This window comes from Saccharomonospora marina XMU15 (assembly GCF_000244955.1).
GTDB classification, from domain to species: domain Bacteria; phylum Actinomycetota; class Actinomycetes; order Mycobacteriales; family Pseudonocardiaceae; genus Saccharomonospora_A; species Saccharomonospora_A marina.
In genome coordinates, this window is sequence record NZ_CM001439.1 from 5,574,691 (window position 1) to 5,597,295 (window position 22,605).

Here is a 22,605-nt window from a genome sequence, read left to right on the forward strand (position 1 = left end):
CGACGCCTCGTCATTCGCGAGTTTCGAGTTCTGACGTAGACCGGCGCCGTGCTGGTGCGCTGGGATCGCGAACAGCTCATCGGAGGCAAGCCCGTGAGGCTCGTAAGTAGGTCGCTGCGCGTTCTCGCCTGGATTTCGGACCAACCGAACAACACCTGATGTGGAGGGACGGATTGAACCGGTACTGTGGGATCGACTGGGCCGAGGGCCATCACGACATCGCGGTCATCGATAACGAGGGCACGCTGCTATGCAAGAAGCGGATCGGCGACGACCCTGGCGGTCTGACCGAGCTGATCCAACTGCTCGCCGGTGTCGGAGACACGGACGAGGACCCGATTCCCGTCGCAATCGAAACACCACGGGGCCTGTTGGTCGCTGCGCTACGCGCGACGGGTCGGCCCGTTTTCGCGATCAACCCGATGGCCGTGGCTCGCTACCGCGAACGCTACACCGTCGCTCGCGCCAAGTCCGACCACGCTGACGCCATGACCTTGGCGAACATCCTGCGCGTCGATGCACACCTGCACCGCCGTCTTCCGGCCGACAGTGAGCTCGCCCAGGCCGTCGCGGTGCTCGCTCGCGCACAGCAAGACGCGGTCTGGCGGCGCATCAGGGCCGGCAACGAACTGCGATCGTTGCTGCGCGAGTACTACCCCGCGATGCTTGACGCCTTCGCAGCCAAGTCCGCTACCAACCTCGCCAAGCCCGAGGCGCGAGCGGTGCTTGCCATCGCCCCGACGCCGGCTCAGGCCATGAAGGTAACCAAGGCACGAGTGGCAGCGGCATTGCGTCGGGCGGGCCGTCGCCGGGGCGTCGAGCAGCTCGCCGCCACGATCGTCGACAAGCTGCGGAAGCCTGGCCTGCGGCAACCGGCTCTGGTGGAGAAGGCGATGGGGCGCCAGGCATTGGTCTTGCTCGCGATGCTCGATACCGCCTGCACCGGCGCCAACGACCTGGAGCAGGCCTCGGCCGAAGAGTTCCGCAAACACCCGGACCACGCCATCATCACAAGCTTCCCTGGTCTGGCCGATCTCACCGGAGCCCGCATTCTCGCCGAACTCGGCGATGACCGCACCCGATTCGGCGACGCCCGTGCGTTGAAGGCCTACGCCGGATCCGCTCCGGTCACCCGGGCGTCCGGCAAGGCCATTGCGATTACGCACAGACGCGTCAAGAACGACCGACTCGCTGCGGTCGGCTGGGTTTGGGGCACCACCCTCGTCGTTCTCCCGGGACCTGCGCAACAGCACTACCGACGCCGACGGGACCACGGCGACGCACACGCACCCGCGGTCCGTCACCTGTTCAATAAGATACTGGGCCAGCTCTACCACTGCCTACAGACCGACCAGACCTACGACCCAATCAAGGCCTTCGGGCATCCAGACAGCGCACCGCGTGAACCCATAGCCACTTGACAAATAGCCAAATCGGAGGTCTGTGGTTTCCCGCGCCGCGGATCCCGGTCGGGCCGGGCCAGCAGCGGATGCTGCCGGTGCTGGTGATGACGCTGGCGTTTTCCCGGTTCATGGCCGCGACGATGATCCCGTCCCGGCAGGCCGGCGACATCCTCTCGGGGATGTGGGCGCTGATCTGCGGGATCGGCCGGGTGACCAAGACGCTGTTGTGGGACCGGGAGTCCGCGATCGGTGGTGGCGGGCGGGTCAGCACACCGGCAGCGGCGTTCGCCGGCACGCTGGCCACCCAGATCCGGTTGGCGCCGCCGCGTGATCCGGAGTTCAAGGGCATGGTGGAGCGCCACAACGGATTCCTGGAGACCTCGTTCCTGCCCGGCCGGACGTTCGGCTCGCCAGCGGACTTCAACGAGCAGCTCACCGAGTGGCTGGCCCGGGCCAACACCCGCACCGTGCGCTCGATCCAGGGACGCCCGGTGGATCTGCTGGAGGTGGACTACCAAGCGATGCTGCCGCTGCCACCGGTCGCCCCACCGATCGGCCTGACCCATCGAGTGCGGCTGCCGCGTGACTACCACGTGCGTGTCGACACCGTTGACTACTCCGTCGATCCGCGGTGCATCGGCCGGTTCGTGGACGTGACCGCCTCCCTGCGGGAAGTGACGGTGGTCTGTGACGGGCAGGTCGTGGCCCGCCACGAGCGGTCCTGGGCCAAACACGGCGTGGTCACCGACCCGGGCCACGCCGCCACCGCGCAGCAGATGCGCCAGGCACTGGCCGAGGATCGGCAACGACGTCAGGCAGCTACCCGCCACCATGCCGACGGCCACGCCGTCATGCTGCGGGCCCTGCCGGACTACGACGCCCTGTTCGGCGTCGACTTCAACCCGTCCGCACCAGTGACGAAAGCGAGGAACGAGTGACCACAACCACCACGGCGGCACCCGTCGCCGGGCCGAAGGACGGCCTGCCCTCGATGATCGCCTACCTCACCCGGGTGCTGAAGACACCCACCATCGGCGCGTTCTGGGAAGAACTGGCCGCCCAGGCCCGCGACGAGAACTGGTCGCACGAGGAGTACCTCGCCGCGCTCCTGCAGCGCCAGGTCGCCGACCGGGAGTCCAAAGGCACCATCATGCGCATCCGCACCGCGCACTTCCCGCAGGTCAAAACCCTGGAGGACTTCAACCTCGACCACCTGCCGTCGCTGCGCCGCGACGTGCTCGCGCACCTGGCCACCACCACCTTCGTCGCCAAGGCCGAGAACGTCATCCTGCTGGGCCCGCCCGGCATCGGCAAGACACACCTGGCCATCGGACTGGGCGTCAAGGCCTGCCACGCCGGCTACTCGGTGCTGTTCGACACCGCCAGCAACTGGATCGCCAGGCTGTCCGCCGCCCACCACGCCGGCCAACTGGAGGCCGAGCTGAAGAAGATCCGTCGCTACAAACTGATCATCGTCGACGAGGTCGGCTACATCCCCTTCGACCAGGACGCAGCCAACCTGTTCTTCCAGCTCGTCGCCTCCCGCTACGAACAAGGCTCGATCATGGTTACCTCAAACCTGCCCTTCGGACGCTGGGGCGAAACGTTCTCCGACGACGTCGTCGCCGCCGCCATGATCGACCGGCTCGTCCACCACGCCGAGGTCCTCACCCTCACCGGCGACTCCTACCGCACACGGCAACGCCGCGAACTACTCGCCAAAGACAACCGCGCCAAACACGACTAACCCCAAGGGGGTCAACTTTCCCGGAACCGCACGGGGTCAGTTTTCTGCGTCCGTTGACAGGAACGTCCGAGTCTTTCGCCGTCGACCGCGATCGCCTCGATGGCAGGCGTGCAGCCCCCCTTTTTCGGGCTCCCGCAGCATGCTGGTGAGCCCGGACCACCGAGGAATCGACACTGATGACCCACTCCACGTCCCCGACAGCGTCGTCTTTGACGATCACCTCATCCAGAATCCGCTGCCAGGTACCGTCCTTGGTCCACAACCGCAGCCGCTCACGGGCGGTCTTCCACGGCCCATACCGTTCGGGCAGATCACGCCAGGGCGCGCCGGTCCGAAGCTTTCGCAGAATCGCATTGATCACCTGCCGGTGATCCCGCCACCGCCGCCCCGGCCCCGACACCGCCGGCAGCAACGGCTCAATCCGCGCCCAGGCCCGATCCGTCAACTCACCCCGACCAACCACGAACAAGATCAAACCCCATCCGCAGCTAGATCATTTACAGGACACGCCCTAGTACTGCAACGGCACTTGCCTGATCCGTAGTGGATCATGGTGCCCGTGGTTGTCGATCTTGTGGTGGCGGAGCTTGAGCGTGTGCATGAGCGGATCACGGGACGGTTCGCGCGGTCGGAGCCGCGGGCTAGGGTCCGGGAGTATGTCCCGGGCCTGGTCGCGGGGCTGGAACGCAAGAATGGGTGGACGCTGGCCGAACATGCCGGTGAGGTGTCGCCGGACGGTATGCAACGGTTGCTGCGTCGTGCGGACTGGGACGTCGACGGTGTCCGTGACGATGTTCGTGACTACGTCATCGAGCACTTGGGCGATCGACAGGGTGTGCTGATCAAGGACGAGACGGGGTTTCTGAAGAAGGGCACTCGCTCGGCCGGGGTGCAGCGGCAGTACTCGGGCACGGCTGGGCGCATAGAGAACTGTCAGATCGGCACGTTTCTGGCGTATGCCTCGGATCGTGGGCATGCGCTGATCGACCGGGAGCTGTACCTGCCCACCTCGTGGACCGAGGACCGGGAACGCTGCCGAGCCGCCGGTATCCCCGACGAGGTCGGCTTCGCGACCAAGCCGCGGCAGTTGATGGCCATGCTGGCCCGCGCTTTCGACGCTGGGTGTGCCGTTTTCCTGGGTCACCGCGGACGAAGCCTACGGACAGGCCAAGTACCTGCGGGTCTGGCTGGAAGACCACGACGCCTGGCACGTGCTGGCGCTGCGCTGCAGCGACACCCTCATCACCACCGACGGCGGCGAGCAGCGTGCGGATGAGTTGATCGCCTCGCTGCCGGCGCAGGCTTGGCGCCGGTTGTCGGTGGGCACCGGGGCGCACGGTCCCCGCGACTACGACTGGGCACAGATCCCGATCCGCATCGACTGGCGACCGGCCGGGGTCACTGGCTGCTGGCACGCCGCTCGATCAGCGATCCCAACGAGATCGCCTACTAATGCTACGGCTCCCGCCGAGCCACCATGGTGGACCTGGCCTGGGTCGCCGGAAGCCGCTGGCGGATCGAAGAATGCTTCCAACAAGCCAAAAACGAAGCCGGACTTGATCACTACCAGGCTCGGAGCTGGCGGGCTTGGTATGCCCACATCACCCTGTCCATGCTCGCTCTGGCCTGGCTCGCAGCAACCAAAGCTCTTGCGATAAAAGGGGAATCGGCGTCGGCGCCGAAGACATGATCGCCTACACCCTACCCGAGATCCGCCGCCTACTGATCAAACTGGTCCTGCTACCCCTACACACCGCCGAACATGTCTGGCGCTGGTCACGCTGGCGCCGACAACGCCAACACCAAGCCCGCACCAGCCACTACCGCCGACGCGGCCACCCGCTAATAAGTGCCGTTGCAGTACTAGTCGATCAAATGGTGCCGACGGAACATGCGATCGGCTGGCAGACCTGGGCGGAGCTGGACGCGGCCCTGTCGGAGGTCAGTGAGGACAGCACGATCCGCGCACTGGTGCTCACCGGAGCCACAGGCTGTTTCTCGGCGGGCGGGGACGTGAAACCTCCCCGTCCCGAGGCGAAGGCATCGGCGCCCCATCCGCCAGGTTGTCTGTCGGGGACCGCACCCTCACCAGGCTGGCGCGCCTGTCGATGCCCACGATCGCCGCGGTGGAGGGCTTCGCGGTCGGCGTCGCCTGGAGCCTGGTGCGCTGCTGTGACGTCGTCGTCACCGCCGAAGACGCCTTCTCCGCGGCCCCGTTCCCCCAACGCGGGATGGCGCCCGACGGCGGGTTGGCCTGGTTTCTCACCCGCAGTCTGGGCCCAACCCGCGCGGCTGAACTACTGATGCCCGGTGAACGGTTCCCGGCTCCTACCGCGGCCGCGGCCGGACTGGTCAACCGCGTGGTGCTTATGGAGAAGAATGGGTAAGCGCGGCGTACTGGACGGGGTCCGAGTGTTCGACGCGCATCCCAACTGCTGCCGGGACCGTGGGCGGCGCAGGTGCTCGGCGACCTCGGTGCCGAGGTGACCAAGGTGGAGCCGCCGGGCAGGGACGGCGGCCGGCTGATCCGCGGTGAGCTATTCGCCGCGGCAAACCGCAACAAACACGGCGTGGTCATCGACCTCAAGACCCTGGCAGGCCAGGCCGAGTTCCTCGACTTGGCGCGGGAGCACGACGTGCTCGTCGAGGGCTTCCGACCGGGCGTGATGAACGAGCTCGGCGTCGGCACGAACGCGTCGCCGAGATCATCCCGGCATCGTGTACCGCTCCATCTCCGGCTACGGCAGCCGCGGCGAGCAACTGCCCGGCCACGACATCAACTACCTCGCTGCATCCGGCACACTGTCGTTCAGCGGGCGCTGGGGCCAGGAACCACGCCGAGGCGTGCCGATGGCCGACCTCGGCTCGTCGTGCTTCGCCTCATCGCGATCTTGTCGGCCCTGTACGAACGGGCCCCATACCAGCCTAGGCTGCCACCTCGACGTGAGCATGACCGACGTGATGACCGCGTGGGCCGCCGCGCGCGGCGGCCCACCGCTGGAGCGCGGCGCGGACGACCGGCGCCACCTCTACCCCACCAACGATGTCTCCGCGACCGCCGACGGGGCGCTGGCTCGCCCTCGGCGCCGTCGACGAGCGGTTCTGGGCGCCGACCCGCGCGGTGCTCGCGACCATCGAGCCTGCGTTCGCCGACACGCGGTTCCCAGGCCTGGGGAACCAGCTGCGACATGGCGACGAGCTACACGCGCTGCTGCACCGCACATTCGCCACCCGCGACCGGACACCCGGCTCGTGCTGTTCGCCGGAACCGACGCACCGGTCAGCTTGGTCCACGTGCTCGCCGAGGTGGCCGAGAACAGCGACCTGGGTGCGGGCGTTGGACGGAGAACGGCACGTCGTGTTCCCGGTACGACGCGACGGTGAAGCCATGGGACAGCTGCGGAACTCCGCGCCGACGTGGAAGGGAGTCTGATGTGGATTCCGCGCTGCCAGGAACCAGGAACGGATTAGCGAAGGCATCCGGTACGTCGCGAACTGGTTCGATGACTATTGGTCCGCTCGGGACCGGCTCGACGGATCAACCACCACGCGACCACACCGCGCACCACGTCGAGCGCCACTCCTGGCAGATCGCGGTGCAGCCAGCAAGCGGTGGCTGTGCCCCCGTTCCCGCTGAAGGAGCTGTCGCGTGTCATACTTCAGGTCGGGTTACGTGTCGCAGTTGTGGGGGGACACCTGGGCGGTCCAGGGTCGTGCGCCGCGCCTCCGTATGTCGGCGCGGCGCATCCGGGCAATGCGGTCGAGCGAGCGTAACTCGGCTCTCTGCTTGGGTTGACACTACTGGATATCAATCTTCGGTGCTACTTCGCACCGCTGTCGGGGTCGCATGGTCGACATCAGTAACATGCCGACAGGCGACAGGTAGCTCACACCCCATCGTTGGTGAGCTCCGCCAGCCGCAGCCGGAACCATCGACGCTGCTCCTGATGACGAACGAAGCTATTCGTATACTTCGTTCACCGCCAGCCTGCCATCCGAGTGGATACGGCGTAGAGCCTTCTTGTCGAACTTGCCGACGCTCGTGCGCGGGACTTGGTCTACGAATGCCCACTGTTCCGGGAGCCACCACTTCGGAACCTTGTCGGTCAACCACGCCCGCAGCTGCCCGGCAGTCGTCTCAGTGCCGTCGCGAAGCACCACGGCGGCAAGGGGTCGCTCCTGCCACTTGGGGTCGGATACGGCAATGACCGCTGCCTCGACGACGTCGGGATGGCCCATAAGCAGATTTTCCAGCTCAACCGAGGAGATCCACTCGCCACCGGACTTGATGACATCCTTGGCCCGGTCGGTTAGCGTGAGGAACCCGTCCGGGCTGATGTTCCCGACATCGCCGGTTCGCAGCCAGCCGTCGTGGAACCTGTCCTCGGCTTCGACACGATAGTACGACCCGGTAACCCACGGACCACGCACCTCCAACTCGCCGACCGCCTTGCCGTCGCGCGGGAGCACCCTGTCGTCGTCGTCCACCAGCCTGAGTTCGACGCCGCAAACTGGCCGTCCTTGAGTGGCCCGGTACCGCATTCGGTCTTCTCCTCCGGCGGCGGCCGGGGGCGTCGCGATGGCGCCAAGCGGCGAAGTCTCGGTCATGCCCCAGGCCTGCACGATCGTGACGCCGAACCTCCGCTCGAACGACTCCATCAACGCTCTCGGCACCGCCGAACCACCGCAGGCGACCAGGCGCAACGAGGAGAGGTCAATGTCCGGGTTTCGATCGACATAGTGCAAAAGATCATTCCAAATGGTGGGGACGGCGCCAGCAAGCGTCGGGCGCTGCGCCTGGATGATGTCCGCCAGAGGTTCTGCCTGCAGGAATCGGTCAGGCAGGAGCAGGTCCGCGCCAGCCATCAACGCCGCGTAGGGCAAGCCCCATGCGTTGGCGTGGAACATGGGAACCACCGGAAGCACTCGATCAGGTTCCGCGATGCCGAATGCGTTCCCGGAACACGCGGCCATCGAGTGCAGGTACATCGACCGGTGGCTGTACACGACGCCTTTGGGATCGCCGGTCGTGCCACTCGTGTAGCACATCGCCGCCGCCGCATTCTCGTCACCGTCCAGCCAGGGAAACTCGGACGACTCGCCAGCCAATACATCCTCGTAACGCAGCACGTCCTTGCCGCATCCCTCCAAGGAGGTGATGTCACCTTCTCCGGTCACGAGCACGAACTGCACGGTGTCGAGGCTGGGGAGAACCTTGGCCAGCAGTGGGATGAGCGACGAGTCAACGATGACCGCCCGGTCTTCGGCGTGTGTTGCGATGAACCGAATCTGTTCGGGCGACAGCCGGATGTTGAGGGTGTGTAGCACGGCGCCCATTGATGGGATCGCCGCATAGGCCTCCAGGTGCTCCTGGTTGTTCCATTGGAACGTCGCGACCCGGTCGTCGTCGGCGACACCGAGGCGACGCAACGCGTTCGCGAGCTTGCCACACCGCTCGCCCAGTTCGCGGTAGGAAACCCGCCTGACGCCGTCACCGGTAGCCGTGAGGACTTCACGATCGCTGTGGTTCTGCACCACGTGCCGCAGGATCGAGGACACCGTCAGCGGTGTTGTCTGCATGGTGCTGAGCATGGTGACCTCCGTTATGCCGCAAGCAGGTCCTGTCGACCGTCCGCTTCCAGCATCTCACGATATGTCGGGAACAGTGACTTCGCGGCGGGCACAAGTTTCAGGACCTTCGAAGTCGGTCCCTTAGCGCGGACCTTGCCCTTCGCCAGCGCGGTCGCGAGGTTGAGTTCGCCGAGCCAGAACCGGTTTCCGTCGTCGGCGGTCATGAACAGTTCCACTACTGGTTTCAGATCGCTGGCGCCCGCGTACACTTTGCCGTTCGGCATGTCGACCGTGACGACCGCGTCGGGGTCGGTGTACGTGATTTGCAGGATCACGCCCGAGCCGGAAAGTTTCGGGCCGATCTGGGGATCGGCGAGCCCTTTCTCGAAGACCCCGCCGATGTACTTGTGAACTTCCGCCTCGTCCTTGAACACGCCCATTGCTGGTTTTCCTTTCTTGTGGGTCTCTGTCTTCGCTCTTGGGATCAGTCGAGGTTCACCCACACAGACTTCGTCTGTGTGTATCCGAGCAGCGCCTCTTCGCCGAGATCGCGTCCGTAGCCGGAGGCCTTGAAACCGCCAAACGGCGCGGCGGGGTCGATCATGTTGTACATATTGATCCATACCGTGCCCGCGTCCAACCTCGCGGCGATGCGGTGGGCCCGCTTCACGTCGTTGGTCCACACGCCCGCGGCTAGCCCATAGGCGCTGGCGTTGGCGCGCCGGACCGCCTCGTTCTCATCGTCAAACGACAGCACCGACAACACCGGCCCGAAGATCTCGTCGGCCGCGATGGTCATGTCGTCGCGGACCTCGGTGAACACGGTCGGGTTCAGGAAATTGCCGTCGGCCAGTTCACCGTTGGGGCGGTCTCCACCGCACACCAGCGTCGCGCCTTGCCGCAGCCCCGACTCGACATACCCCTCCACGCACGCCAGCTGCTTCGGCGAGATAAGCGGACCCATCTCGGTGTCGTCGGCCAGCCCGTGACCAAGCTGAATCGTTTTCGCCGCAGCAGCAAGCTCTTCGACCAACTCGTCATGAACGTCGCGATGCACGAACAGCCGTGATCCGGCGCAACACACCTGCCCTTGGTTCATGAAAATCCCGGTAAGCGCGCCCTGAGCGGCAGCGGCCAGATCGGCGTCCGAAAAGACGATATTCGCCGACTTCCCGCCCAGTTCGAGCGTCAACTTCTTCAGATGTGGCGCGCTCGCGGTGACGATGCGCCTGCCGGTGTCCGTCGAACCGGTGAACGAGATCTTGGCGACGCTGGGGTGATCGATCAGTGCCTGTCCGGCCTCCGGCCCGTAGCCGGTGACCAGGTTCATCGCGCCGGGGGGCAGCCCTGCCTCAAGCGCTAGCTCTACCATACGCAGGGCGCTCAACGAGGTGAACTCGGACGGCTTGAGGACGACGGTGTTCCCAGCCGCCAGCGCCGGTGCCACCTTCCAGGATGCGATGAGCAACGGGAAGTTCCAGGGCACGATCGCGCCAACAACGCCGAGGGGTTCCCGTCGCGTATAGACAAGGGCCTCCCCCACCGGCGGAGAGACCGGCACGGTTTGCCCGGTCAGCTTCGTCGTCCAGCCACCATAGTAGCGCCACACCTGGGCCGCGAGCGCGACGTCGACGTACAGCGACTCGGTGAATGGCTTTCCGTTGTCCAAGGTTTCGAGCGTCGCCAATTCCTCGGCATGAGCATCCAGCATCGTCGCGATGTCAAGCAGCACATGTCCGCGGGCTGCCGCGCTCATCGCTCGCCATTCTCCGAAGGTCGACTGTGCGGAAGCCACCGCCTCGTCGACGTCGAGCTTGCCGCCGGCCGCGATGCTGGTCAACGTCGTACCGGTGGCGGGGTCCTCAGTCGTGATCTGGCCGTTCCCGGTCGCACCTCGCCGCTCCGCGCCGACCACGATGCTGTCCGAAGCGCTGCTGAGAAATCGCTGCACGGATTCCGGAACGTCAACAGTCATTGCTGTCATCGTCAACTGCCTTTCTCTCCTCCGGACGGTGCCGGCTGTGCCCGACGCTGCTCATTCGCAGATCCGCCGATCAACTCGCCAAGACGGTGAATCGCCCGATACTGCAGAGAGCGCGCCGCACCGGGTTCGCGGTCCAGGATTCTCGCGGTCTCGCTGACCGAGAGATCGCAGAAGAACCGCAGCACAAGACACGTTCGCTGGTCATCGGGGAGTAATCGCAGGCACCGGATCAGTTCAGCTCGCGCGATCCCAAGAATGACGAGCTCCTCCGGCGTCTCGTGACCGGAGGCGTCCGGGAGCTCGTCGACGGTGACCTCATGCCGCACCGACCCGGACTTCGTGTAGTCGAAGATGATGTTGCGGGCGATGGTGAGGAACCACGCGCCCGCGTCTCGTCCCCGGTACTCTAGCGAGTTGATGGCCCGCAGCGCCCGTGCGAAGGTCTCGCTGGTGACGTCCTCCGCCAGGTGCCGATCGCGGACACGGGATCGGGCAAAGCGTTGAACCCTGGTCGCGAATCTGTCGTACAGCAGAGCATACGCCGACGCGTCTCCTCGTTGAGCCGCACGAACAAGCACCCAGTTGTCAGCGGACAGGTCCACCACATCACCGCCAGCCTGTCCGTCATCGGCGGTGCTGCGTGCTCCTCGTTGAGCCACAGCGATTGAGCCCACACTCACTCCTCGTAATGCTGCGTCGCGATCGCGACGCACCTTCCACCTTGACTAGTCCTCCTTGCGAGGGAGCGTTTTCACGAACTCGGTGTCGGGTATCGGGGTATCCACTTTCGTCGAACCTCCCGGCGACCCGATCCCGGTGAACGCTTGCTGCGCCGACTCCTGGAACGGTTTCCATTCCTCATCGACGTGTTGCGCGGGACGGATGGCCTCTACTGGGCATACCGGCTCGCAGGCCGCGCAGTCGATACATTCTGTCGGGTGGATGTACAACATCCGTTCGCCCTCGTAGATGCAATCGACCGGGCATTCCTCGATGCACGTCATGTCCTTGACGTCGACACACGGCTCGCCGATCACGAACGCCATCCTGCGACCTCCTTGCTTCGCGGCTGTGCAGAGTTTCCCTCGGGCGCCAACGGTTCCGACGCGGGCACGAGATCACTCGAATGCCCGGGAGCAAGAGTCGCGTCCGGATTCAACTCGACGGCAGCGTTGTTCACGGCGAGCGCCACCTCGCCGAAACCGACGGCGATCAATTTCACCTTGCCCGGAAAGGTCGCCGCGTCCCCAGCGGCATAGACGCGCGGCAGATTCGTACGCATCCGGGTGTCGACGCGGATGGCCCGCCCCTCCATCTCAAGGCCCCACCCGGCGATCGGGCCGAGGTCCATCAGAAAACCCAGTGCGGCGACCACGACCTGAGCCTTCAGCTCCCGCGCGCCGTCCTCCCCGCGCACAGTGACGTCCACGCTCTCCACGCTGTCGTTACCACGAACCGCGGTAACGGTGGCGTCGAGCACCAGGTGGCACGGACTGTCCTTCACCTGCGCGACCGAATGTTCGTGCGCCCGGAACTGCTTGCGATGGTGCACGAGGGTGACCGACCGGGCACGCGGAACCGCGGCCAGTGCCCAGTCCAGCGCCGAGTCGCCACCGCCCACCACGACGACATCCTTGCCGTCGAACACCTCCAGCTGCGGGACGAAGTAGCAGAGCCCGCGCCCGAGAAGCTCCTCACCTGCTGGTAGCGGACGCGGAGTCACCGAACCCACTCCGGAGGTGACGATCACGGCCCTCGTGTTGACGACGACACCCGAGGAGGTCGTCACCCGCCAGCCATCGGCAACTTCCCGGATGTCGCTCGCCTGCTGAGACAAAAGGAATCGGGGGCCGAACGGTTTCGCCTGCTCGAGGAGGTTGCGGATCAGCTGCTGCCCCTGAACAGCGGGCAGGCCCGCGATGTCGTAGATGTTCTTCTCGGGGTAGATCGCCTGTACCTGACCACCGGCCTCCGGTAGCGGATCCACCAACGCCGCAGTAAGCCCACGGAAACCCGCGTAGTAGGCACCGAACAACCCCACGGGCCCGGCGCCGACGAACAACACGTCAACAGTGACCTCGCCAGCTGGCGCGGTTGTTGTGCCCATCTCTTGCTGCCTCGATTCTGGTGACCTTGCCGACGCGAACTGTTCGCCCGGGTCGGGTCTCCGCTCCCGGACGAACAGTTCCACTGAACAGTGCTCGGAGCGCGTCGGCTCAGGACACGGCCGCAAGCGACTTCGCCACGACCTTCTCGTCCTCCTCGGCGAAGGTGTCCTCAAGCTGCATCGGCGAGTAGTCCTCGTCGATCTCCTCTACGGGGCGGCCCCGTGCCCCCTCGATCGACTCCAGCCGACGGTTGATCTTGTCCATGCCATAGTCGGTCATCTCATCGAGATCGATGCCGAACGGGGCCCGCGCGCCCTCGAACTGGTCGAACAGTTTCACGATCAAGCCCATCGCTGGCTCGATTAGTTCCTGCATGCGCTCCTCAACGACCTCCCAGGTCCGCTCGTCCGCGGCGACGTGACGGCGGCAGGTGAATGTTCCCCACGCCATGTGCCTGCGCTCGTCGTCGCCGATGTACTTGATGAGCTGCTGCATGCCCGGCAGGATGCCCCGGCTTGCACATACCTTCGCCCATCCGAAATACCCGGTGAGGGCAAGACAACCCTCGACGATGTGGTTGTAGGTAATCGAGGCACGCACCTGCGCCGCGGGCGACGGGTCCTTCTCCAAGGCGTACAGGGACTTGGGCAGCTCCTCGGCGAAGATCGTCTGATAGGGCTGGCTGTACTCCACGTACTCATGCAGGTCCGTGCCGAGCCCGACAGCGTCGAACCACAGTCGGAACGACTGCATGTGCTTGGCCTCTTCGAAGGTGAACTGGGTGAGGTAGGCCTCGTCGGCCAGCCGTCCCTCAGCCGCCATGGCCGCCATGAACGGCTGGAGGTCCTGAGCGACCGACTCCTCCCCGGCCATGAACTGCGAGGCAAGGATACAGGTCAACTTCTTCTCGTCCGGCGACATCGCGGCGAAGTCCGCGGCGTCCTGCGAAAAGTCGATCGTTTCCGGGTCCCAGAATTTCTTGTTTCCCTTCCGGAACAGCCGCATCGGGAAGGATTCCATGCGTAGGCCGCCCTCACAGAGGCTGCCATACCCATTCCGCTTACCGTGCTGGATGACGCGGTCGATTGCCATGTCACATCCTCGATTCGAATACACGCCGGATAGGGCGGGAATAACTTGGCGACGATAACTGTTTCTGTCGACTTAGGAGTTTCAGAAGCGGATCATTCCGCGGATGTTCTTTCCGTCACGCATGTCCTGGTATCCCTGGTTGATGTCCTCCAGCTGATACTCAGCGGTCACCAGTTCGTCGAGCTTGAGTTGGCCGAGGTTGTACAACTCAAGCAGTCGCGGAATGTCATGCTGCGGATTCGAGGATCCGAACAGCGCGCCCCGGATCTGCTTCTCGTAGAGCGTGAGTTCGAAGAGGTTGCCGCTCATCGTGTGCTCGTCCGGATGGCCGATCGCGGTGACGATCACACGCCCACGCTTGCCCACCAGACTCAAAGCGGGCTCGATGTAGGAGCCCTCGGCGACGTCGGTGGTGAGCACGCATACGTCAGCGAGCTGCCCGCGGGTCAACTCGCTGACCACGTTCCACGCTTCGTCCATCGACTCGGCCGTGTGCGTGGCCCCGAACTCGCCCGCCTTGGCACGTTTGTACTCGACCGGATCAACGGCGACGATGGCACGCGCGCCGGCGGCCCGTGCTCCTTGGATGGCATTGACACCGATGCCACCGGCCCCGACCACGACGACCACGTCGCCGGCACGCACTTCGCCGGCCCGGGTGGCGCTACCGAATCCGGTCGTGACCCCACACCCGACAAGGGCGGCCTTCTCCAGCGGAAACCCTTCGTCGATCTTCACCACCGAGGCGGCGGGCACCACCGTGCGCTCGGAAAAGGTACCCAGCAGGCACATCTGGCCCGCGTCCTCGCCGCGAGTATGGAACCGGTAGGTGCCGTCCAGCTGCGGCCCGAGGATCACCGCGCCACCCAGATCGCAGAGGTTCGTCATGCCACGGGCGCAGTAGGAGCACTTGCCGCATGCCGGGAGAAAGCTCAAGACAACAGGATCGCCTTCGGCCACCTCGGTCACGTTCGCGCCCACCGCCTCAACGATGCCGGCGCCTTCATGTCCACCCACGACCGGGAACGGGATCGGGATGTCGCCGGTGACGAGGTGCTCGTCGGAATGACACAATCCGCTGGCGGCCAGTTTGACCTGGACCTCACCCTCGTTCGGCGGGTCGAGGTCGATCTCTTCGACCTGCCACTTCTCGTTGAGGCCCCACAAGACGGCGGCCTTGGTCTTCATCGACATCGTCTCCTTCGACTCTGAAGGGCTTCTTCCCCCAGCGTATGAGGAATGCGCACCCGGCAATACGGGCCATCCGTGCCGCGAGTGGCCCATGAAGGCCACGGACAGTGTGGGCCGCGCAAGATCGGTCGAGGCCCAGTTGGTCTGGGCGCACCATCGCCACCCCCTGGCGCTCGTGGTGCGGACCTATGGGTGAGGCGACTGGGTGGGTGGGCGACCAGCCAGCGTCCGCACGGGCAATGTCACGCGCACGGCCAACCCGCCTCCGGCGGCCTCCTGAAAGTCGATCGTGCCGTTCAGCGCCTGGATGATCTGGTCGACGATCCACAGGCCAAGACCTGCGGTGCCTCGTTCCTGCCCGGCCTGCGCGAACTTGGCGGTGAGTTCGACGGCGCGGTCAAGGGGTATTCCCGGCCCTCGGTCAACGATTTCCAGTGACAACGAGGCCCCAGCTAGATTCGCGATGACACCGACCGGCTCATCACGGCCGTGGCGGGATGCGTTCTCCAGCAGGTTCGTGACGACCCGGCGGACAAGTTGAGCATCGAGTTGGGCATGCGCGTTCCCCGGCGAGACGATCAATCGAAGTCGTTCCCGCGGCAAGCCGGCCGCGTCGGCGGCCATGAGTACGAATTCGTGCACGTTCACCACCCGCAGGTGCCCTGTGCTGAAGGCTGGTCGCCGGCTGGCCGCGACGTCGGCCAGCGCGTTGAGCATGGCCGACAGGTGCTCGACGTGCGCGGTCAACAGAGCGCGGCGGGTGCTGACGGACCGCGCCTCGCCACAGTCGTCCTCATGAGACAGATCGCGGACCAGCGCGCCCAAGGACGTGACGGGCGTACGGAACTCATGAAGTATGACGCGCAGCCCGGTTTCCTGCGCATCGTAGGCCGCCTTCAGCCGAGCCCGGAGGTCACGCTCCTCGTCCGCCACGATGCGTGCGGCGATCGTCTCCGCTTGAGCCAGGCCGCGAGCGCGTTCGGCATGCTCATTTAGCAGGACGAGCCCCGAACCCAGCGCGCCGGTGAAGAGCAGGTAGAGCGCCCACCACATTCCGGACAGGAAACGATCGTGCACCGAGACGTTCCCGGCATCCACGACCAGCGCGATCGTCACGTAGCTTCCACCGAGCAGCAGGGACACTCCCAACGTGCTGAGGAAGGACAGCCGCGACGCTGCGGCGACGATAACCAGAAACAGGATGGACACCGCCAGGCTCTGCGCGGCGCCGGAAAAGGCCACGATCCCGGACGCCAGGCTAGCGTCCAACGCGGTGATGACGGCGGCAGGCCATCTCCCCTCGACCTCCCACGATGGGTGCCGCAACACGACTATCGAGTAGGCCATCGCGACGCAGACCACAAACCAGGCCGCTGCCGTGTGGTGGACGAAGGGGCCAGACCCCACCAGCAGGAGCACCGCCGCTGAGAGCACGACACCCATCCGGACCCAGACGGTGATCAACCCGACCGGACGCAGCTTGTCGGCACGATCCGGCAGCCCGACCAGATACCGCCGCGACCGAGGCGCACGCCACCAGCGCATTGCGGCCGGAGATTCCCCAGTCGCGCCCACCTCGTCGTATGACATCTCAGCACCACCGTTATGTCGCAGTAGAGTTATGCTATGGATGGTGGCAAGCTGATCGTAGTCATCGTCGACGACCACGATCTATTCACGCAGGGCTTGGCTCTGCTGCTGGATAGCCGGGTCGGCGACCGCATCTCGGTCGCCGGGTCGACCAGCCGACCGGAGGAAGCAGCCGCTCTTGTCGGCTCGACCGGCGCCGAGCTAGCGATCGTCGATCTCGCCATGCCACCGATCGGCGGCGTGGCGGCAATCCGGCACATCAAGTCACGCCACCCGGACACCAGGATCTTGGCGCTGTCAGGCACCACCGATCGGGGTTTGGCGGAGGAGGCATTGCGGGCGGGTGCCGATGGTTACCTGTCGAAGTCCGCGGACCCCGACACCCTTGTCGCCCCGTTGCTAAGCGTCGCGGCCGGTTTCCGGGTCCTCGAACCGGATCTGCTTACCGCCCTGCTGGACGGCATCCGCCGCCCACCGGAAACGATTCTCCAGAGATTGGATACCGAGGAGATGCGCCTGTGGGGCTTGCTCGCGCGGGGCGCCGAGACGATCGAAATCGCCGAACGGATGCTGGTCTCCGAGCGTACGGCCAAACGCATGATCGCGGCCCTGTTACACAAGCTCGGCGTCGCCAACCGCGCGGAAGCCGCGGGACTGGCCGGGTACTACGGGCTGATCGACCGGCCCAAGGATGCCGATGTCTGAGACATGCTGGCATCAAGTTCCCCACAAGGCCAGAATGGACAGGATGACGAAGGCAGCCGCCACCACCTGTGCGGCGACCGCGCCCCGGCGCAGCACCCGCGCGCGGCGGGCGCGTTCCCGGGCACCGAGCGCCGCGGGTACCGCCGTGTCGGCATTCCGCAAGCCCCACCGGCCGAGCAACACGAGTAGTGCCGCCAGCACGAGCAGGGGCCCCGCCGTGCTCACCGGGGACCCCCTTGCCGGGGCGGCTGAGCGGGTTTCGCGGGCTCCTGCCCTTGGGGAATCCCGAGTTCGCCCGGCTGCACGCTTGGCGGAGCGTCCGGCGATGCGGGCAGGTAGGCATCGGCGTACTGGATTTCCGCGTCGCGGATCCGCTCGGCCAGCCAGTCGCGCCAGGTTTGGAGTTTTCGTTCCAGTTCGAGTTGCTGCTTCAGCGGGTCGCGCACCTGGTCGAACCTCGCGGGCTCGGCCGGTGTGATTCCGGTGACCATACCGACGTTCCAGCCGAACTGGTTCTGCACAGGGCCGAAGTGCTCACCCCGCCCAGCGGCGAAGGCTGCCTTGGCGTAGTCGGGCTGAAGCTGGTCCCGGGTCACGGTGCCAAGGTTTCCACCGTCGCTTCGGGTCGCGCTGTCGAGGCTGTGCTGTCGGGCGAGGGTGTCGAACGATGCCCCGCCGCGGAGCTCGGCAACGATCCGGTCGGCCTCATCTTTGGTCCGAACGACGATGTTGGCCAGTTCCCGGCGCTCAGGAGTCCCCAGCTGATCCTTTCGTTTGCTGAATGCCTCACGGATTTCCTGGTCGCCGACCTTCGGTGTGTCCTTGGTGACCGTGTTGAACAGCTGGTCCATGGCCAACTGCTTCTTCACCTCGTCCAGGACGGCTCGTTGCGACGTGCCCGCGTTGCCCAGCGCCTGGACGAACTGGTCGCGACCTTGGGTGCCTTCGCCGAACTGCTGGGTGACGAACCGGCTCAACGTGTCCCGGGCCGCCTTGTCCGCCACCACGATTTTGTGGTCCCGGGCCGCCCTGTCGAGGAGCAGGCTCACCGCATAGGCCTTGGCGGCGTCGCGCCGGAAACGGTCCAGCCTGCCGGGCTCCTGCGGTGGCTCGATACCGTAGAGTGCACGCCATGTGTCGGTGACTTCGCCTAGGTCGTCAACGGTGACGACACGATCGTCGATCCGGAAGGCGGCATCGTCCGGCAGTTGCTCACCAGCCCACCAGAGGTAGCCGCCCGCGCCACCGCCCGCGAGCAGCAGCAGCATCACGGCCGCGACTGTCCGCGCCTTCCGGGTCTGCGGGAGCCTGATTCGCCTGAGGAGGCCGCGCAGGCCGCCCGGCTCACCGTCGGCGTTCCGCTCGGCATCGACGCCGTCCGCACCGCTGTCGTCGTTGTTGGCGATGTCGCGGTCTTGGCCACCCGTGCCCTGGGTTCCTTGCTCTCGCCGCTGGTCCGGCGAGCAATCCTCGGCGACGTGGGTGTCCCGGTCCGTGCCCGAACGCTCTGCGTCGTTCTCACGCGTATCAGCATCCTGTTCCTTGGCATCCGTCACGTCGGATGTCTGCCGCTGCTTCATGATCCACCTCCTGGCGTGGTGACGGATACGGGCGGAGTGGTCGCGGTCGCTGGGCGACGATCGCTCCGCCGGAGGGGCTTCACGGTAAGCCAGACGACGCACGCCGCGGCTCCGAGGGCTAGCAGCACCGATGCGGCGAGCAGCAGACCGAACTCCCGGACCGCCTCGAGCTGGGACACGGCGAGCACCGCGTACCCGACGGCCGATGTCGCCGTGGCCAGCAACACGGAGGTGCGCAGCGCGGCGTTGCCCCGTCGCACCGCTTCGGCGAGCAGCACGGTGAACTCGCACCCGACGGCCGCTGTCAGGGAACCCAGCGCGGCGGTGATCGGGGTCAGCGGAACCCGTGCCACCCACAGGGCGGCGAGGCCGACCCCGGTTGCGAGGGTGGCGGCGGCGACGGCGCGCGCGGCGTCGCTCCTGCGGCGTAGGCCGATCAGGAGCACGCCCCCAGCGGCGAGGATCCCCGCCACATTGGTGATGACACGGTCGGAGGAGACAAGTTCATGCCCGCGGACCGCAGCCATCGGCAAGCCGGTCAACTCTACCCGGTACCCCGTCGGGGGCGGTGGCAGGTTCCTGGCGACGTCGTCGCGCAGCGTCCGCAGCTGGTCGAGGTCGTCCATGCGCACACCGAAGCTGAGCACGGCTGCCCGCCGGTCGTCGCGGAACACCGAGCCGGTGAGGTACGGCGGCAGCAGCCGGGTCGCGGCCTCGATCTGCGCGGCGGACGGCGACGACCCGAGGAAGGGAAGCAGGGTGGCGGGCGAGATGACCGGCCGGAGCTGGTCTCCGTGCCGTTCGACGATCATGCTCTGAGCGCTGTGGGACCAGCTGACGGCCTGGGGTGCGAGCACGTCGGGGCCGCGCAACACCACCGCCACCTCACCGGAGGAGCCGATGACCGATTCCACCTTACGCGCGTCCTCGAGGGTTTCCAGCCCTGCGGCGAAGTTGCGGAAGTCGCTGTCAAGTCTCAACTGCGGCAGCATGACCCAGCCCGTCGCCGCGACCGCGACGGCGAGCAGCGCGGCAGCAGCCCGGATCGGCCAGGACGCAGCGGTGCGGGCAGCGGGCCGACGGTCGCCGCGAGGCTCAGCGTCAGCCCGTGACACCGCGCGCACCAGCACCATACCCAGCGCGGCGGCGAGCAGAACGCCGAAGGCCAGCGTCAGGCCGAGGTCCCGGACGAGGGGTAACGGGGACAGCGCCAGGGTGGCGAATGCCGCCGCGGTCGCGCTGGCGACCACCAGCACGACGCGACGCCGGGCGTGCTGCGCGAAGTAGGTTGGATAGTAGCTGCCGATGCCCAAGAGCACGGGAAGGAAGGCGACCACGCCCAGGGACAGGGGCCGGTCTAGCCACCCGAACGTAGCGACCGTGAGCGCCACCGCCACGGTGGTCGTCACCACGGGCAGGAGCCGTCGTCGCACACCCCGGGTCCAGGGGATGAGCAGAAAGCACGCGGCGACCGCCACCACCGCGATCCCCCCGATCACAGGGATTTCCCAGCGCACCTGACTGGCCAGATCCGAGGTCACCGTGGGAACGCCGGAAACGATGGCACGCTCGGCACCCACGGTGTCGCGGGCCGCCGAGACGGCATTCCGGACGCTCTGCACGAGCCGGTCGGTGCCGTCCTGGTCCAGCCCCTCGCGTGGCCGGATCAGCACGGCGAGGGCCCGGTCGGACGGGACCATGAACCGCCACTGTGGTTTGGGTTGCCCGTCCGGTGTGTGGAGGACCGTCTCAACGAAGCCGGGGTTGCGCAACGTGGGCAGCCCAGCCGGAAGCCCTTGCACCAGGAGTGCCCCGTACCGGGCGTCGAACTCGGCCGCCGTCGCGTCTCCGCCTCGGGCGCGGAGGGCGTCGCGTCGTCCCGCGAGCTCGGCGAGCAGGTCCTGCACCCGGCCGGCGATCTGGTTGAGCGTGGTCGCGGGGCCGTAGGTGGCGGCGACGTCGGGTAGGCGTGACAGCTGGCCCTCCAGCTGCAGCAGCGGCAGCAAATGTTGCTGGTCGAGCAGCTCACCCGGCTGGCGTGACTCGAGCAGGACCACGACGGGGTCCCCGCCGAAGTCGGACGCCGCCGCCTGCAGCTGACGTAGCGCGGGGTCGTCGTGTGGCAGGAAGGACTCGACACTGGTCTCCAGGCGCACCTGTGCCAGCCCGCCGATCAGGAAGGCGACCACGAGCAGGGCGCCCAGGATGGTCACGGCGCCGCGTTTGGTCCGGTACCGCGACCACCGGGGGCGCCGCTTCTCCGCTGGCGCATGGGAGTGCCGACCCCAAGGCATGGGCAGTCGGAGCCGGAGGCGTGGAGGACGCGGCCTTCTCATTTGTTATCACGCTGCACGCGGGGGTACTCGCCGTCGAACGGGCCCGGGTTGGCCGCCTCCCCCGGTGCGGGGTACGGGTTGTACTTGTCCAGCAGGGGGATCTGGTTGAGGTTGAGCGGGTTGCCCCGGACGCTCTGCTCGTTAACCGGCGGGAACGTCCGCAGCCAGCGGCCGTTGGTGTCCCCCCGTGCCATCGACTGTGCCATGTTGGCGAACATGCTGGCGACATCGGGGCCGTAGGGCCGCAAGTAGGCCAGCATGGGGTTGACGTCGGCGAGCGCCACGTCGAGGGTCGGCAGCAGGCGCTGCGCGTCGGCCGCCACCGCGGGGACCCTCGTGAGGGTGTCCGGCGCGGTGTTCAGCACGCCGTCCAGGGAGGGCAGCAGGCCGCGCAGGTCGGCGGAGGTCCGCGGCAGTTCCCGCAGTGCGGCACTGAGGTCGGGGGCGGCCGTACGCAGGTTCTGGGCGATGGGTGCCAGGCTGGTGGAGAGCCGGTCCAGGTCGTCGGTGGCGGCGCTCGCGCTGTCCAGGACCGGTGGTAGTCGACGGAGCACCGCCTCGATCTGGCCGGCGCCGTCGGCGGTGGTACGAGTCAGGGTGTCGGCGTCGGCGACCAGCCGGGCAATCTGTCCTTGGCTGGTGTCGAGCGCGGCCAGCAGGGTCGCCGTCTTCCCCGTGAGTTTCGACAGATCGTCGCTCTGGGCGGACAGCGCGGCCAGGGCGCCCTGTCCCTCCCGGCCGAGGTAGCCGAGGCCGGTGAGCGCACGGGAGATGTTCTCGCGGCTGCCTTCCGTCGCCCCGCCGAGGGAACGCACCGCGCTTGCCAGCGCCTCACGGGTGGGCTGGTCGAGGCTGGCCAGAACATCGTTGAGCTGCACCGGCGGCTGGCCGGCAGAGTCCGGCAGGGTGGCGCCGCTGGGCACCGGCGCGCCGTCACCGTCGCTGATCTCCAGGAAGGTCTCCTCGACCAGGGTCTTGTTCCGGACCCGCACCGTGGCACCTTCGTGCACCGGATACTGGTTGTCCAGTTCCATCGTCACGCGTGCCCGCTCCCCGGCAGGGCGAACCTCGGCGACTTCGCCGACCCGGACGCCGGCGACCATCACGTCCGCGCCGGGCACCAGGTTCGCCACCCGGGGAAAGCTCGCCGACAACTGGTAGGCCGAGCGTTGGAAGGGAAGCCGCCCGCCCGAGTTGTCCCAGAGATAGCCGAAGATCACGGCGCACACGGCGACGAAGACGATCAGGACGGTGAGCCGGATGGCCGGCAGCACGGAATGCGAGATTCTCATGGTGGT

General features: G+C 66.6%; 18 protein-coding genes and 4 pseudogenes. 8 read left to right on the forward strand and 14 right to left on the reverse strand.

The annotated features are described in order from the left end of the window. Positions 1-158: 158 nt before the first annotated feature. The 3 genes and pseudogenes from SACMADRAFT_RS26405 (at position 159) to istB (ending at position 3,150) form a co-directional block, all read left to right on the forward strand. The gene (locus SACMADRAFT_RS26405; protein ID WP_040925900.1) at positions 159-1,421 is read left to right on the forward strand and encodes an IS110 family RNA-guided transposase; all 1,263 of its coding nucleotides are present in this window, start codon (positions 159-161) and stop codon (positions 1,419-1,421) included. A 20-nt stretch (positions 1,422-1,441) separates the two neighbouring features. After that, a pseudogene (locus tag SACMADRAFT_RS26410) lies at positions 1,442-2,341 on the forward strand (Mu transposase domain-containing protein); the annotation flags it as partial. Further along, entirely contained in the window at positions 2,338-3,150 is an 813-nt protein-coding gene (gene istB / locus SACMADRAFT_RS26415; protein ID WP_009156904.1) for an IS21-like element helper ATPase IstB, read from the forward strand. The pseudogene SACMADRAFT_RS26410 and the gene istB, both read left to right, overlap by 4 nt. A gap of 115 nt (positions 3,151-3,265) precedes the next feature. Here the strand turns inward: istB and SACMADRAFT_RS30600 are convergent. Further along, a pseudogene (locus tag SACMADRAFT_RS30600) lies at positions 3,266-3,625 on the reverse strand (IS5 family transposase); the annotation flags it as partial. Between the two features lie 84 nt (positions 3,626-3,709). On the opposite strand from SACMADRAFT_RS30600, the pseudogene SACMADRAFT_RS26420 reads away from it, so the two are divergent. The 4 genes and pseudogenes from SACMADRAFT_RS26420 (at position 3,710) to SACMADRAFT_RS31110 (ending at position 6,583) form a co-directional block, all read left to right on the forward strand. Next, positions 3,710-4,840 (forward strand): annotated as a pseudogene (locus tag SACMADRAFT_RS26420) (IS701 family transposase). Between the two features lie 373 nt (positions 4,841-5,213). Continuing rightward, the gene (locus SACMADRAFT_RS28775) at positions 5,214-5,537 is read left to right on the forward strand and encodes an enoyl-CoA hydratase/isomerase family protein (protein WP_050998288.1); all 324 of its coding nucleotides are present in this window, start codon (positions 5,214-5,216) and stop codon (positions 5,535-5,537) included. A 72-nt stretch (positions 5,538-5,609) separates the two neighbouring features. Further along, positions 5,610-6,096, forward strand: a pseudogene (locus SACMADRAFT_RS31515) (CoA transferase); the annotation flags it as partial. Between the two features lie 97 nt (positions 6,097-6,193). After that, complete coding sequence (locus tag SACMADRAFT_RS31110) at positions 6,194-6,583, forward strand: hypothetical protein (RefSeq protein WP_040925926.1); 390 nt, start codon at positions 6,194-6,196, stop codon at positions 6,581-6,583. 527 nt (positions 6,584-7,110) lie between these two features. Here SACMADRAFT_RS31110 and SACMADRAFT_RS26435 read toward each other — a convergent pair. From SACMADRAFT_RS26435 to SACMADRAFT_RS26475, 9 genes are all read right to left on the reverse strand, one after another. Next, positions 7,111-8,742: a long-chain fatty acid--CoA ligase gene (locus SACMADRAFT_RS26435; RefSeq protein ID WP_009156905.1), complete on the reverse strand. Its 1,632-nt coding sequence runs from the start codon at positions 8,740-8,742 to the stop codon at positions 7,111-7,113. 11 nt (positions 8,743-8,753) lie between these two features. Beyond that, entirely contained in the window at positions 8,754-9,161 is a 408-nt protein-coding gene (locus SACMADRAFT_RS26440; RefSeq protein ID WP_009156906.1) for an SCP2 sterol-binding domain-containing protein, read from the reverse strand. Between the two features lie 44 nt (positions 9,162-9,205). Continuing rightward, on the reverse strand, positions 9,206-10,696 hold the full coding sequence (locus SACMADRAFT_RS26445) for an aldehyde dehydrogenase family protein (protein WP_269726578.1): 1,491 nt from the start codon (positions 10,694-10,696) through the stop codon (positions 9,206-9,208). An 11-nt stretch (positions 10,697-10,707) separates the two neighbouring features. Beyond that, entirely contained in the window at positions 10,708-11,379 is a 672-nt protein-coding gene (locus SACMADRAFT_RS26450; RefSeq protein ID WP_009156908.1) for a sigma-70 family RNA polymerase sigma factor, read from the reverse strand. Between the two features lie 51 nt (positions 11,380-11,430). After that, positions 11,431-11,751, reverse strand: coding sequence for a ferredoxin (gene fdxA / locus SACMADRAFT_RS26455; protein ID WP_009156909.1), 321 nt, complete (start codon positions 11,749-11,751; stop codon positions 11,431-11,433). Then, positions 11,739-12,812 carry an NAD(P)/FAD-dependent oxidoreductase gene (locus SACMADRAFT_RS26460; protein ID WP_009156910.1) on the reverse strand — a complete coding sequence of 358 codons (1,074 nt, stop codon included), beginning with the start codon at positions 12,810-12,812 and terminating at the stop codon, positions 11,739-11,741. The genes fdxA and SACMADRAFT_RS26460 overlap by 13 nt, the downstream gene beginning before the upstream one ends. Positions 12,813-12,921: 109 nt before the next feature. Next, positions 12,922-13,905 (reverse strand): R2-like ligand-binding oxidase, encoded by a 984-nt coding sequence (locus SACMADRAFT_RS26465; protein ID WP_009156911.1) that lies wholly within the window; start codon positions 13,903-13,905, stop codon positions 12,922-12,924. An 81-nt stretch (positions 13,906-13,986) separates the two neighbouring features. Further along, entirely contained in the window at positions 13,987-15,093 is a 1,107-nt protein-coding gene (locus tag SACMADRAFT_RS26470) for an NDMA-dependent alcohol dehydrogenase (RefSeq protein WP_009156912.1), read from the reverse strand. Between the two features lie 189 nt (positions 15,094-15,282). Continuing rightward, positions 15,283-16,539, reverse strand: coding sequence for a sensor histidine kinase (locus SACMADRAFT_RS26475; RefSeq protein ID WP_157617323.1), 1,257 nt, complete (start codon positions 16,537-16,539; stop codon positions 15,283-15,285). A 183-nt stretch (positions 16,540-16,722) separates the two neighbouring features. Between SACMADRAFT_RS26475 and SACMADRAFT_RS26480 the strand changes: the two genes are divergently transcribed. Further along, a complete protein-coding gene (locus tag SACMADRAFT_RS26480; protein ID WP_009156914.1) occupies positions 16,723-17,391 on the forward strand; it encodes a response regulator transcription factor in 669 nt (222 codons plus the stop codon). 12 nt (positions 17,392-17,403) lie between these two features. Here the strand turns inward: SACMADRAFT_RS26480 and SACMADRAFT_RS26485 are convergent, their stop codons facing one another. The 4 genes from SACMADRAFT_RS26485 to SACMADRAFT_RS26500 all read right to left on the reverse strand — a co-directional run bounded on the left by SACMADRAFT_RS26485 (position 17,404) and on the right by SACMADRAFT_RS26500 (position 22,599). Further along, on the reverse strand, positions 17,404-17,616 hold the full coding sequence (locus SACMADRAFT_RS26485) for a hypothetical protein (RefSeq protein WP_009156915.1): 213 nt from the start codon (positions 17,614-17,616) through the stop codon (positions 17,404-17,406). Next, positions 17,613-18,971: a peptidylprolyl isomerase gene (locus tag SACMADRAFT_RS26490; RefSeq protein ID WP_009156916.1), complete on the reverse strand. Its 1,359-nt coding sequence runs from the start codon at positions 18,969-18,971 to the stop codon at positions 17,613-17,615. The genes SACMADRAFT_RS26485 and SACMADRAFT_RS26490 overlap by 4 nt, the downstream gene beginning before the upstream one ends. Continuing rightward, entirely contained in the window at positions 18,968-21,184 is a 2,217-nt protein-coding gene (locus SACMADRAFT_RS26495) for an MMPL family transporter (protein WP_232285489.1), read from the reverse strand. The genes SACMADRAFT_RS26490 and SACMADRAFT_RS26495 overlap by 4 nt, the downstream gene beginning before the upstream one ends. A 119-nt stretch (positions 21,185-21,303) precedes the next feature. Beyond that, positions 21,304-22,599 (reverse strand): MlaD family protein, encoded by a 1,296-nt coding sequence (locus SACMADRAFT_RS26500; protein ID WP_009156918.1) that lies wholly within the window; start codon positions 22,597-22,599, stop codon positions 21,304-21,306. Positions 22,600-22,605 lie beyond the last annotated feature (6 nt).

What these genes read in the sequence shown, in the direction of transcription:
- SACMADRAFT_RS26405 (WP_040925900.1), top strand. Translation starts at nt 159, where the DNA reads ATGTGGAGGGACGGATTGAACCGGTACTGTGGGATCGACTGGGCCGAG.
- SACMADRAFT_RS31110 (WP_040925926.1), top strand. Translation starts at nt 6,194, where the DNA reads ATGTCTCCGCGACCGCCGACGGGGCGCTGGCTCGCCCTCGGCGCCGTC.
- SACMADRAFT_RS26435 (WP_009156905.1), bottom strand. Translation starts at nt 8,742, where the DNA reads ATGCTCAGCACCATGCAGACAACACCGCTGACGGTGTCCTCGATCCTG.
- SACMADRAFT_RS26440 (WP_009156906.1), bottom strand. Translation starts at nt 9,161, where the DNA reads ATGGGCGTGTTCAAGGACGAGGCGGAAGTTCACAAGTACATCGGCGGG.
- SACMADRAFT_RS26445 (WP_269726578.1), bottom strand. Translation starts at nt 10,696, where the DNA reads ATGACTGTTGACGTTCCGGAATCCGTGCAGCGATTTCTCAGCAGCGCT.
- fdxA (WP_009156909.1), bottom strand. Translation starts at nt 11,751, where the DNA reads ATGGCGTTCGTGATCGGCGAGCCGTGTGTCGACGTCAAGGACATGACG.
- SACMADRAFT_RS26460 (WP_009156910.1), bottom strand. Translation starts at nt 12,812, where the DNA reads ATGGGCACAACAACCGCGCCAGCTGGCGAGGTCACTGTTGACGTGTTG.
- SACMADRAFT_RS26465 (WP_009156911.1), bottom strand. Translation starts at nt 13,905, where the DNA reads ATGGCAATCGACCGCGTCATCCAGCACGGTAAGCGGAATGGGTATGGC.
- SACMADRAFT_RS26470 (WP_009156912.1), bottom strand. Translation starts at nt 15,093, where the DNA reads ATGAAGACCAAGGCCGCCGTCTTGTGGGGCCTCAACGAGAAGTGGCAG.
- SACMADRAFT_RS26475 (WP_157617323.1), bottom strand. Translation starts at nt 16,539, where the DNA reads ATGGGTGTCGTGCTCTCAGCGGCGGTGCTCCTGCTGGTGGGGTCTGGC.
- SACMADRAFT_RS26480 (WP_009156914.1), top strand. Translation starts at nt 16,723, where the DNA reads ATGGATGGTGGCAAGCTGATCGTAGTCATCGTCGACGACCACGATCTA.
- SACMADRAFT_RS26490 (WP_009156916.1), bottom strand. Translation starts at nt 18,971, where the DNA reads ATGAAGCAGCGGCAGACATCCGACGTGACGGATGCCAAGGAACAGGAT.
- SACMADRAFT_RS26500 (WP_009156918.1), bottom strand. Translation starts at nt 22,599, where the DNA reads ATGAGAATCTCGCATTCCGTGCTGCCGGCCATCCGGCTCACCGTCCTG.